Here is a 12072-nt window from a genome sequence, read left to right as displayed (position 1 = left end):
GCGTGAACCCTGACGCCATCACGTTCTGATGATCATGCCCGTCGAAAAATGCGCTCTGCCTCGTCTTGCCAGGGGCGCGTTGGGAGAGCCATGCGCAAGGCGATCAACGATCCCGCCACGGCACCGGATGACGCCGTAACCGCCGCGGCAACACGCACCTTCGGCGGTCCACTCCCCGTTGCGATACTGCTGGGCACGGCATCGCTGATCGCGTCTGGTGCGGCTCACGCGCAACAGTGCAAGGACCGTGGCGGCTTGGCGTACCTGGGGGTCACGGCCAACGAAGCGCGCTCGGTTTGGTTGTCGGCCACCGGCGCGGGTTCGTTTCAGTTGGAATCGGCTCAGGGCAGTCAGACGGTCGACCAGTGGCAGCGCAGCCGACGCGGCCTGCGCGTGACGCTGTCGCCCGTCGTATCCAACGGCAATGGCGGCGTGCATCAGTTGCTCGTGATCGAAGGCAATCGACCTTGCATGATCGATTCGCAGAACCAGAAGGGTGGCATCACCTTTCCGTCGTTCATCCACCTGCCCGAACTTCGTCCGCCCGGGGGAGGCCGCCCACCCGGCGGATCGTCATCGCCCGGGAACCTCACGCCGCTCACGCCCTCGGTGCCTGGCGGCATTGCGGCCCCCATTGCGACGCTGCCGCCCACTGGCGCGATGCCCACGTTGCCAGGCCGTCCTGCGGCGCCGCCTTCCGGCGCGATGCCGACGCGGCCCGGCGGTGTAGCGCCACCCGTCGCAACACGTCCGCCCACCGGCGCGATGCCGACGCTGCCAGGTCCTCCTGCGGCGCCGCCTTCCGGCGCGATGCCAACCATTCCCGGCGGAGTTGCACCACCCATTGCGACGTTGCCGCCTTCAGGTGTGATGCCCACGCTGCCGGGCGGTGTCGCGCCGCCAATGGCAACACGCCCACCCAGTGGTGCAACGCCGGCGCGTCCCGCTCTCCCGGCAGCGCCGCCTTCCGGCGCGATGCCGTCACGGCCCGGCGCGATCGCCCCGCCGGTGGCAACGTTGCCACCGGCCGGCGCTATGCCAACCATTCCCGGCGGAGTTGCACCACCCATTGCGACGCTGCCGCCTTCGGGTGTGATGCCCACGCTGCCGGGCGGTGTCGCGCCGCCAATGGCAACACGCCCACCCAGTGGTGCAACGCCGGCGCGTCCCGCTCTCCCTGCGCCGCCGCCTGCCGGCGTGATGCCTTCGCGTCCAGGCGCTGTCGCGCCGCCTGTCGCAGCACTTCCACCCGGTGGCGTGATGCCCACGCTTCCCGGTGGCGTTGCGTCGCCGATCGCGACACTGCCGCCTTCCGGAGCCATGCCGACACAACCGGGCGGTGTCTCGCCACCCGTCGCAGTACGTCCACCCAGCGGTGCGATGCCCGCGATTCCCGGTGGTGTCGCAACACTCATCGCAACGCTCCCACCCGAGGGCCTCACGCCCGGTGTTCCCTTGGCACCACCGACCGCAGTGACGCCGGCATTGCCCGGTGGCGTGACGCCTCCTGTGGCAACACTTCCGCCGACCGGGCTTACACCCACCGTCCCCGCACCGCCTGCCGGCGTGACGCCTCCTGCGCCGACTACACCGGCTTCGCCGGTGCCGGCGATCGACGACGCCACGCTGGAGCGGCGTGCGGTTCTGGATCAGGCCGTGAATTGCCCGGAGTGGGCGCGCGATGGGCGCTCGAGCGACGCCGAGGATTACAGCGATTGCGATCGCATCGCCGCGGAGCAGGCGCAATCGGGGTTCGGCCAATCCGTCCCCGTCACGCCCGGGCGTGAGTTCGCAACACCCACGCGCTGGAACCTGTGGTTCGACGGCCGCACGCTCGACACATCCGATCAGCGACATGGGCTGGACACGGATGGCAGCGGCAACTACTTCACCCTTGGTGCTGACCGCCGACTCGGGAACGATGTTGTCGCCGGCGCGATGGTGTCGTACGAGAACAACGAGAGCGACGGATTCGACGGCAGCCTTCACCAGGAAACGGATGGCTACGGCATCGGCGCTTACCTGGCGCAGCCGCTGTCGCAGCGATGGGCGATGGACGCTTCGGTCGTGTACTCGTGGCTGTCCAACGACTCCCGGGTTGCCGTGCTCACCGGCAGCTACGACTCCACGCGCGTGTCGCTCGCGTTGAACACTACCGGTCAGTACCAGACGGGGGAATTCACTCTTCGCCCGAAGTTCACTCTCAGCTACAGCCATTACGACAACGATGCCTACTCGCTGTCCGGCACCGTGTTCGACACGCCCCTCGCGCTGAAAGTCGCCCAGGACAGCTACGACAACGGCACGATCGAAGGCCTGCTGGAAGTGAGCAGGACCTTCCATACGGAGCGCAGCGTCGTGATTCCCTACGGCGAGCTCGGCGCGAACTACGCCTTCATTCGCCCGCAGGACGGCGGGATTCTGACGTCCGACCTGCGCCTGGCGTCCACTTCGGCCTGGTTGGGATCCGCGCGCGTGGGTGCTCGCGCTCTCGTGTCGCAGGCCATGTTCGTCGAAGCAAGCGCTGGCTACCTCAGCCTGGGCCAGGGCGACAACGACGTCTGGGAACTCAGGCTGTTCCTGTCGTGGGCGTTCTGATCCACCGCGCAAAGCGCACTGTCGCGGGCGAACAAGTGCTGTAACCCGACCGGAGTTCGATAGCCCGCCAACGGGGCGGTTTTTCGTTCTGCACGACCGGATTGGCCGCCGCCGACACCGTGTTCATGCCGATGTGCGACCATGTCTGAATGAGCAGAAAGACGCCGAGCCGCGGCAAGTCCGGCGGCCCCAAGGCCGCATCGCGCAAGTCACCGTCGCGCAAGTCGACGGACTCCCCCCATTCCGCAAAGTCCGGCAAGGCGCCGGGCAAGGCGCCCAAGCGCCCCGGCTGGCTGCCCGAACCGCCACCGATGCCGCCGCGTGGGCGCGCGCCGTCGCGTACGGCCTTCCACGATCCGCATGCTGCGCGCGAGGCCGCCCGTTACGAGCAGCCCATCGCCAGCCGCGAAGTGATCCTGCAGATGCTGATGCAGTCCGACGGCCCAATGCCCGCCGAGGCGCTGGCGGAACGCCTGGGGCTGTCCGCACCGGACCGTTTCGACGCGCTGGGCAAGCGCCTGTCGGCGATGGTTCGCGACGGCCAGCTGCTGCGCAACCGCATGGGCGAATACGTGCCCGCCCAGCAGCTGGACCTGGTGCCGGGCGTGGTGATCGCCAATCCCGACGGCTTCGGCTTCCTGCGGCCGGAAGCCGGCGGCGGCGGCGATGACCTGTTCCTCCCGCCGATGGAGATGCGCAAGGTCATGCACGGCGACCGCGCGCTGGCCAGCGTCACCGGCGTGGACCGCCGGGGACGTCGTGAAGGCGCGATCCTGCGCGTGCTGGAACGCCGCCTCAACCGGTTGATCGGCCGGTTCGTGATGGAGGCCGGCATCAGCTACGTGGTGCCCGACGACCGCCGCATCCAGCGCAACGTGCAGATTCCGCCGGACGAACGCCTGGGCGCGCAGAACGGGCAGCTGGTGGTGTGCGAGCTGGTGGAATCGCCCGACGAGCGCGGCCCGCAGCGTGCGCCGATCGGCCGCGTGCTGGCGGTGCTGGGCGACCGCCTCACGGCGTCGCTGGCGGTGCAGGCTGCCATCCACGGACACGACATTCCGCACGAATTTGCGCAGCCGGTGCTGGACGAAGCCGCGGCCGTGCCGCTTACCGTCGACGCCGCCACCGCCGCGCAGCGCGTGGATCTGCGCGAGCTCCCGCTGGTCACCATCGACGGCGAGGACGCGAAGGACTTCGACGACGCCGTCTGGTGCGAGCCCAACCGCAACGGCTTCCGGCTGATCGTGGCCATCGCCGACGTGTCGCACTACGTGCGCCCCGGTACGCCGCTGGACGATGAAGCGCAGAAGCGCGCGACGTCGGTGTATTTCCCCGGCTTCGTCGTCCCGATGCTGCCGGAGACGCTGTCCAACGGCATCTGTTCGCTCAACCCGAAGGTCGACCGCCTGTGCTTCGTCTGCGACATGCAGGTGGATCGCGAGGGCGAGGTCACCCGGTCGAAGTTCTACGAAGCGGTGATGAACTCGCACGCGCGCCTGACCTACACGCAGGTGTGGAATGCGGTGGGCGAGAACATCCCCGAAGCCGACCGCGAGGATGCGCTGGGGCGCATCGGTTCGCTGCTGCCCAACGTGGAGCGGCTGCACCAGCTGTACCGCATCCTGGCCAAGGCGCGCGAACGACGCGGCGCGATCGAGTTCGAATCCAGCGAGGTGCGTTTCGTGCTCGGCCCGAAGGGCGAAGTCGTCCAGGCCGGCATGCTCCAGCGCAACGACGCGCACAAGCTGATCGAGGAGTGCATGATCGCCGCCAACGTGGAGGCGGCGAAGTACCTGATCTCGCACCACGTGCCGGCGCCGTACCGCATCCACGACAAGCCGCCGGAGCAGAAGTACGCCGACCTGCAGGAGTTCCTGAAGGAGTTCAAGCTGCGAATGCCGGCGTGGGGCCGCGTGGAACCGCGCGATTTCACCGCGCTGCTGCGCAAGATCCGCGAGCGCGCCGATGCGGCCCTGATCGAATCGGTGCTGCTGCGCAGCCAGTCGCTGGCGGTGTACTCGCCCGACAACGTCGGCCATTTCGGCCTGGCGCTGCAGGCGTACGCGCACTTCACCTCACCGATCCGCCGTTACCCGGACCTGCTGGTGCACCGTGCGATCAAGCACGCGCTGAGCGGCGGCAAGCCGGAGAAGTACCGCTATTCGCCCAGCGAGATGGCGGCGCTGACGCTGCAGTGCTCCGAGCGCGAACGCCGTGCCGACGAGGCCGAGCGCGAGGTCGACGAGCGTTACCGTGCCGCCTGGATGGAGCAGCACGTCGGCGGCGAGTTCGAGGGCGTCATCAGCGGCGTGACCAGCTTCGGCCTGTTCGTCGAGCTGGACGAGTCCAAGGTCAACGGCCTGGTGCACGTGACCCAGTTGCCCCACGACTATTACCATTTCGACCCGATCCGAAAGACGCTGTCCGGCGAGCGCAGCGGACGCGAGTTCCGCCTCGGCGATCGCGTCCGCATCGTGGTGATGAAGGCCAGTGTCGAGGAGCGCAAGATCGATTTCCGGCTGGTCGAGGAGCGCGGCGCCAAACCGCTGCCGCCCCGTGGGCAGCCGGCGCGGCGGGTGAAACAGAAGTATTGACCGTCGTTCCCGCGGAAGCGGGAACCCAGTGGCTTCGAACGGAAGCAAGGCGCTGGATTCCCGCTTCGCGGGGATGACGATCCGGGAATCCGGGCGTCGAGCGGCGCCCAACAACATCAATGGAAATACCATGAGCCAGAAACAATGGATCGCCGGCATCAACGCCGTGTCGGCGGCCCTGGAGCACGACGCCGAACACGTGCGTGAAGTGCTGATCGAAGCCGGTGCGAAGAATCCGCGCCTCACCGAGATCGAAAGCAATGCCCGCCGACTGGACATCGACGTGCGCCGTGTCGCGACGCAGGCGCTGGATGGTGTGGTCGGCAACCTGCGCCATCAGGGCGTGGTCGCGCGTTACGCGGCGGCGAAAACGTGGAATGAGAACGAACTGGAAGGGCTGGTCGAGGCCGCCGGAGGCCGCGCGCTGCTGCTGATCCTCGATGGCGTGCAGGACCCGCACAACCTCGGCGCCTGCCTGCGCAGCGCGGCCGCCGCGGGCGTGACCGCGGTGATCATCCCCAAGGACAAGTCGGTGCAGGTCAACGCGACCGTGCGCAAGACCTCGGCCGGCGCCGCCGACAGTGTCGCGGTGATCCCGGTGACCAACCTCTCGCGTACCCTGCGCGACCTGCAGAAGCTGGGCGTGTGGCTGTACGGCCTGGCCGGTGAAGCACAGGACTCGCTGTACGCGCTGGACCTCACCGGCAATGTGGGACTGGTGCTCGGTGGCGAAGCCGACGGCCTGCGCCGTCTTACCCGCGAGAACTGCGACCGGCTGGTCCGCATCCCCATGCCGGGCGGTGGCGTGGAAAGCCTCAACGTTTCGGTGGCCGCCGGCGTGACGCTGTTCGAGGCCGTTCGCCAGCGCGGTTGAACGCATTGCACGCCCTGCCATCAAGGATGGCGCCGCCACGCCGATAATGCCGGCGTGAGTCAGGGGGCCGGGTAATCGGATGCAGGCAAAGGGGACACGACAGCAGCTGCGCGCGTATGCGCTGTGGTTGCTCGTCCTCGTCTCCGGCCTGCCCGCATGGGCGCTGGCCGCATCCGGCCCGCCCGCGTTGCGCGACTATGAGGTCGATGCCTGGTCCACGCGCAACGGTCTGCCGCACAACTCGCTGCGCGACATCGCGCAGACGCCCGAAGGCCACCTGTGGTTCGCGACCTGGGAAGGCGCGGTCCGCTACAACGGCCTCGATTTCCGCGTGGTCGGACGGGGCACGCAGCCCGGGCTGCGCGACAACGGCGTGGGCTCGCTCTACGTCGATCCGAAAGGCCGGCTGTGGCTGAGCGATTCGCGCGGCAACCTCGGCCGCAAGGAGCCGGACGGCCGATGGCGCTTCTGGGAACGGACGGCCTCCTGGCCACAGGCGCTGATCCACGACATGGCGATGGATTCGCGCGGGAGGATGTGGCTGCTGTTCGAAGGCCATGGCCTGGGCCGACTGGATCCGGACGACCGCTTCGAGTACGAGCCGCCTCCGCAGAACCTCAGCCTGCCGGCCAGCTTTCCGCGCATGGCGATCGATGCGCAGGACCGCATCTGGGTGGGCACGATGGGCGGTCTGGTCATCCGCGAGCCCGACGGCCGCTGGCACCGCGCGCCCGCGCAGTGGGGGCTGCCCGAAGGCCTCGTGTGGCCCTACCTCGCACCCGACGCCACGCTCTGGCTGACCGCCGACGAAGGTGTGTACGAAGTGCGTGGCGGTCGTCCGGTGCTCGTGCAGCGCATGCCCGGAGTAGGTCATTTCACCGCGATGTTGCGCGACCGCAACCGCGAGCTGTGGCTGGGCACGGAGAACCAGGGCCTGGTGCGCATCGGTGCGCACGGCGTCGAACGCCTGCCCGCGGGCGACGTGCTGCCCAACGGACGCATCGCCAGCCTCCTTGAGGATGCCGAAGGCAGCCTGTGGGTCGGCGCCAACGGCGGTCTGTTCCGCCTGCGCGAGACGTTGTTCACCCGCTACACGCGCAAGGATGGACTGGCCGGCGACTACATCCGTGCCGTGATGGAAGACCGTCGCGGCGATCTGTGGATCGGCGGTGGCGGCGGCCTGGATCGCCTCGATCGCAACGGCGCCATCGCGCATGTCCCCGTGGTGGCAAAGAACGGCGACGACGTGTCGGTGCTGAGCCTGGCCGAGGGCCATGACGGCGATCTGTGGGTGGGCACGTTTGCCGACGGCATATTCCGGCTGCGCAACGGCCAGGTCTCCACGCGCTTCGACATGGACGAAGGCCTGCCCAGCGGCCACGTCCGCGCGATCGCGGTGGATGGGACGGGCGTCGTCTGGGCCGGCACCCAGCGCGGACTGGTGCGCCTCGGCGCGCAGGGCCTCATGCCCGCGCCGCAGGTGCCAGGGCTGCCTTCGGGCCTGATCACCGCGTTGGCCAGCATCGACGGTGCGCTGTGGATCGGTTCGGTCGAAGGCGCCAGCGTGCTGCGCGGCGATCGTGTCGAGCGGGTCGATGTCGAAGCCCTGGGCGGTGCGCGTTCGGTGTTCGGATTCCGCGCGGTCGGTCGCGATGTCTGGATCTCCACCGATCGCGGCCTGTACCGCTATCGGGACGGCCATCTGGCGCGCGTGGGCCTGGAGCAGGGCCTGCCGATGGATGCGGTGTTCCAGCTGGTTCCGGACCGCCAGGACCACGCATGGATCACCAGCAACCGCGGTGTGCTGCGCGTGGCCATGGACGCATTGCAGGATGCCGCTGACGGTCGCGACCTGCCGCTTCGCAGCGAGCGCTATACCGAAGCCGATGGCCTGGCCAGTTCGCAGGGCAACGGCAGCTCGTCGCCTTCGGCGATCCTGCGCGCCGACGGCACGTTGTGGCTGGCCACCGCCGGCGGCGTGAGCGCGGTCGATCCCGCGCGCATGCGGCGCTATGCCGACCGGCGGCCGCCGCCGTCTGTGATCGAAGACGTGAACCTCGGTAATGAAGACATTCCGTGGATCCACCGCAACAGCTTGCCCGGTGGACGTCGCCTTTCGGTCTCGTACGCGGGACTGAGTTACCTGCTGCCCGAGCGCATCCGCTACCGCACGCGCCTGCTCGGGCTGGAGGATCGCTGGATCGAACGCGGCACGCAGCGCAACGTCGAGTTCATCGGCTTGCCGCCGGGCGAGTACGTGCTGGAAATCGCCGCCGCGCATCCCGGTGGCGCATGGAGCGCGCAGGTGGCGCGCTGGGCGTTCCGCATCGAACCCCTCTGGTGGCAGCGCAGCGATACGCGAGGTGCGTTCGCGCTGGCATTCCTGATCGCGTTATGGGGCATGTACCGCTGGCTGCTGCGCAGATATCGCACGCACAACCAGCGCCTGGCCGAACTGGTCGACGAACGCACGCGCGATCTGCAGGCGCAGGCGGAACAGCTGCGTGCCGTCGACCGCGACCGCGCGCAGCTGCTCGAGCGCCTGCGCGAACAGGCCGCCGCCTACGGAAGACAGGCGCGCGAGGACGTGCTCACCGGCCTTCCCAACCGCCGGCGTTTCGACGAAGTGCTACGTCGCGACATCGCCGTGGCGCAGCGTGGCAGCTACTCGCTGTGCCTGGCGCTGATCGACCTGGACCATTTCAAGCGCATCAACGACACCTGGTCGCACGGCGTCGGCGACGCGGTGCTGCGCGAGGCGGCGGCGCTGATGTCGGCGGATTGCCGTGCGGCCGATCTGCTCGCGCGACTGGGCGGCGAGGAATTCGCGCTGCTGTTGCCCAACACCACGCTGGATGAAGCCGTCGCGATCTGTGGCCGCCTGCAGGACACCTTCCGCGCACACGGCGCGTGGGCGCATGTCGCCGAACTGCGCGTCACGTTCAGCGTGGGCATCGCTGAATGCCGTCTGGACGACACGCCCGCGCGTCTGGTGGAGCGCGCGGACGCGGCGATGTACCGCGCCAAAAACCAGGGCCGCAACATCATCTGCTTCGACGAAAACCCACCCCAGGCGCGTCTGTGAAATAATTGCCGGGCAGCAGGAAGCGGGGACGACCCCGCCGCTCCATCATCGCTCGGGGACGGCCCCATTCACGATTGGAGAGCTGTCATGCCCTGGATCATCCTCGTTCTCGCCGGCCTTTTCGAAGTGGGCTGGGCGATCGGCCTGAAATACACCGACGGTTTCACCCGCCCGTGGCCCACGGTGGGCACCGTGGTCGCCATGGTCATCAGCCTGGGTCTTCTGGGCATTGCGATGAAGTCGTTGCCGGTAGGCACGGCCTATGCGATCTGGGTTGGCGTGGGCGCGGTCGGCACGGTCATCCTGGGCATCGTGCTGTTCCAGGAACCGATGAACCCGTTGCGCCTGGTCAGTGTCGCGCTGATCGTGGCCGGCCTGGTGGGCCTCAAGCTCGCCTCGCCCTGATTCCTCGCCGACCCGCAGCGAGCACCCGGAAACGCAAGCGTCAGAACGCGCGGCTGATCGTGAAGCTGCCGAACACCGGCGTTTCGCGCTGGCCGTCGAACTCGCGCGTGCCGTGGTAGCGCGCCAGCGCGAACTTCCAGCGGTTGCGCATCAACGCAACGCCGTAGCCGATGTTGGCCACGGCGTTGCGCTTGTCGACGCTGTGGCTGTCGCGAAAGGTGTTGCCGTCCAGCGTGATGTCGTACATCACCCAGCGCGTGTCGAAGGTCAGGAACAGGTGCGCGCCGGGCGTGTACTGGCTCTGCGGCTCGCGCGTGGGGGCGGTGTTCTCGCCGGCGGGGCGCAGCGGCGTGCTGCCGAAATCGTCGGGCAGGTTGAGGCCGAAACGGAACTCCGCGCCGGCGTTGAGATACGTCGCCAGGTTGCCCAGGCTGCCGCCGTAGTGGGCGATGGTGTCCCAGCCCCAGCCGTGCGCGCCGTCGCTGGAGGAAAACCGCTGCATGCGTTCATGCACGATGCGGAAGACCGGTTCGTTCTCCAGCTGGTTGTCCCAGCCGCGGAAGGTCTCGCTCCCGGTGACGTGGTGAACGGCATCCTGGGCCTGCTTGCCCAGCGCGGCCGGCCCCACGATGCCCGCCTGCAACTGGGTCGTGCGCAGGCGATCGCCCTCGCGCGCGTTGTAACCCAGTCCCACCAGCAGCGCGGCCGCGTACGGTCGATCGTCCGGGATCACATCGCTGCGGCTGAAATCGCCGGGCGTGAAGATGCCCTGCGCGAACGTGGCGATCATGTTCTGCTGTTCGAACGTTTCCGGCTGCAGCGCCGCCAGGTACTGGTTGACCCATCGCGCCAGGCGCGGGAGGCAGGGGTCGTTCGTGTAGTTGCGCAGGTTGGGCGAGACCAGCGTGAGCTGCACGCCGTTGCTGTAGCCCTGGTCCTGCCCGCCGAGCAGGTCGTTGTCCACGCGCAGGTTGACGATGGGCGGCAGGCGCGTGTGGCCGTGGGTGCATTCCTCGCGGCCGTGGGCGTGCGCGTTCGTGGCGCACGCGAAGGCAACGGCCGCCGTGAGCAGCCATCGGTGACGGATCATGGAATCGTGTTCCGGTGTGTGACGACGTCCGAGCCGCGCTCGTTGTCGAAGGCGGCACCGGGACGGTGGGGGCGCACAGGATCGCATCGCGATCCGCAAATGCGAACGCGATCCCCGCGACGGAGCATTCCAGCAGCGTCGCTTTAAAAATGTTTTAAGAACGACGCAGCCAGGCGCTGCGTCGATGCGTCCGCTATGCCGTGGGCGTGCGCGGCGACACGATGCGCGCGGGATTGCCCGCCACGGTCGCGCCCGCCGGCACGTCGCGCGTGACCACCGCGCCTGCGCCGATCAGGGCGTCGTCGCCCACGGTCACTCCGGGCAGGAGGATGGCGCCGCCGCCGATCCACACATTGCGGCCGATCCGCACCGGACGCCCGAATTCCCAGCCGTCGCGACGCTGCGCCGGATCGCGCGGATGGTCCGCCGCGTAGATCTGTACCGCGGGTCCGATCTGCGTCCCGTCGCCGATCTCCACTTCGACCACGTCCAGGATCACGCAGTTGAAGTTGAGGAACACGCCGCTTCCCAGGCGCAGGTTGAAACCGTAGTCGCAATGGAATGGTGGCCGGATCTCGCTGCCTGCGCCCACCGCACCCAGCCGTTCGGCCAGCAGCGCGTGCCGTTGCGCTGGCGCAAGCTCCAGTGCGGCGTTGTAGCGCACCAGCCATTCGCGCGTGGCGGCCTGTGCGGCCTGTATCTGCGCATCGTCGGCGCGGTAGAGCTCGCCGGCGAGCATGCGCTGCATCGGCGTGGCGCTCATGGTGTTGGGGCGTCGCTGCCGGGCAGGGGCGACGGCCAGGCATTGACGATCTTGCAGAACAGTTGCGCCGTGCGTTCGGTGTCGTACACGGCCGAGTGCTGGTCTTCGGCGTTCCAGGCCAGGCCGGCCGCCTGTGCCGCGCGCGCGAGCACCGTCTGTCCGTACGCCACGCCCGCCAGCGTCACCGTGTCGAACACGCTGAAGGGATGGAACGGATTGCGCTTGTGGCCGCTGCGCGCGATCGCGGCGTTGAGGAAGTTGAGGTCGAAGTGCGCGTTGTGGCCGACCAGGATCGCGCGCTGGCAGCCATGCTTCTTGAGCGCCACGCGCACCGGCGCGAACACGGTTTCCAGGGCCACGCGTTCGGACTTCGCATCGCGGAACGGATGGTCGATGTCGATGCCGGTGACCTCCAGCGACTTGGGGTCGATCTCCAGTCCGGGTGCGGGCACGACATGGCTGCTGGTGACTTCGCCGACCACGAGCAGGCCGTTCTCGTCCACGTCGATCGGAGCGACGGCGATCTCGAGCAGGGCGTGGCGGTTCCAGTCGAAGCCGCCGGTTTCCACGTCCACCACCACCGGCAGGAAGCCGCGGAAACGCGTGGTCAGCAGGGACGGGGCGGGGGAGTTTGCGGCGTTGGGCATGACAAAAGCCTAACAG

Annotated in this window: 8 protein-coding genes; 5 read left to right on the top strand and 3 right to left on the bottom strand. The window is 68.5% G+C overall.

Annotated elements, in window-relative coordinates; translation table 11 throughout:
- Window positions 1-1566: 1566 nt before the first annotated feature.
- The 5 genes from QLQ15_RS16275 to sugE all read left to right on the top strand — a co-directional run bounded on the left by QLQ15_RS16275 (window position 1567) and on the right by sugE (window position 9556).
- Complete coding sequence (locus QLQ15_RS16275; protein WP_283213789.1) at window positions 1567-2598, top strand: autotransporter outer membrane beta-barrel domain-containing protein; 1032 nt, start codon at window positions 1567-1569, stop codon at window positions 2596-2598.
- A gap of 149 nt (window positions 2599-2747) precedes the next feature.
- On the top strand, window positions 2748-5192 hold the full coding sequence (rnr, locus tag QLQ15_RS16270) for a ribonuclease R (protein ID WP_283213788.1): 2445 nt from the start codon (window positions 2748-2750) through the stop codon (window positions 5190-5192).
- A 130-nt stretch (window positions 5193-5322) separates the two neighbouring features.
- Window positions 5323-6066, top strand: a complete 744-nt coding sequence (rlmB, locus tag QLQ15_RS16265) for a 23S rRNA (guanosine(2251)-2'-O)-methyltransferase RlmB (protein ID WP_283213787.1) — start codon at window positions 5323-5325, stop codon at window positions 6064-6066.
- 79 nt (window positions 6067-6145) lie between these two features.
- Entirely contained in the window at window positions 6146-9151 is a 3006-nt protein-coding gene (locus QLQ15_RS16260) for a ligand-binding sensor domain-containing diguanylate cyclase (RefSeq protein ID WP_283213786.1), read from the top strand.
- 87 nt (window positions 9152-9238) lie between these two features.
- Complete coding sequence (sugE, locus tag QLQ15_RS16255; RefSeq protein WP_283213785.1) at window positions 9239-9556, top strand: quaternary ammonium compound efflux SMR transporter SugE; 318 nt, start codon at window positions 9239-9241, stop codon at window positions 9554-9556.
- A 40-nt stretch (window positions 9557-9596) separates the two neighbouring features.
- Here sugE and QLQ15_RS16250 read toward each other — a convergent pair whose 3' ends face one another.
- From QLQ15_RS16250 to rnt, 3 genes are all read right to left on the bottom strand, one after another.
- On the bottom strand, window positions 9597-10646 hold the full coding sequence (locus tag QLQ15_RS16250) for a lipid A deacylase LpxR family protein (RefSeq protein WP_283213784.1): 1050 nt from the start codon (window positions 10644-10646) through the stop codon (window positions 9597-9599).
- A 193-nt stretch (window positions 10647-10839) separates the two neighbouring features.
- Entirely contained in the window at window positions 10840-11409 is a 570-nt protein-coding gene (locus QLQ15_RS16245) for a sugar O-acetyltransferase (protein ID WP_283213783.1), read from the bottom strand.
- A complete protein-coding gene (rnt, locus tag QLQ15_RS16240) occupies window positions 11406-12056 on the bottom strand; it encodes a ribonuclease T (protein ID WP_283213782.1) in 651 nt (216 codons plus the stop codon). Before rnt ends, QLQ15_RS16245 begins: the two co-directional genes overlap by 4 nt.
- Between the last annotated feature and the right edge of the window lie 16 nt (window positions 12057-12072).

This window comes from Lysobacter stagni, from assembly GCF_030053425.1.
Classification (GTDB): domain Bacteria; phylum Pseudomonadota; class Gammaproteobacteria; order Xanthomonadales; family Xanthomonadaceae; genus Lysobacter_J; species Lysobacter_J stagni.
The sequence above is the reverse complement of the archived record's forward strand: the minus strand, read 5'-3'. Positions and strand labels throughout refer to the sequence as shown.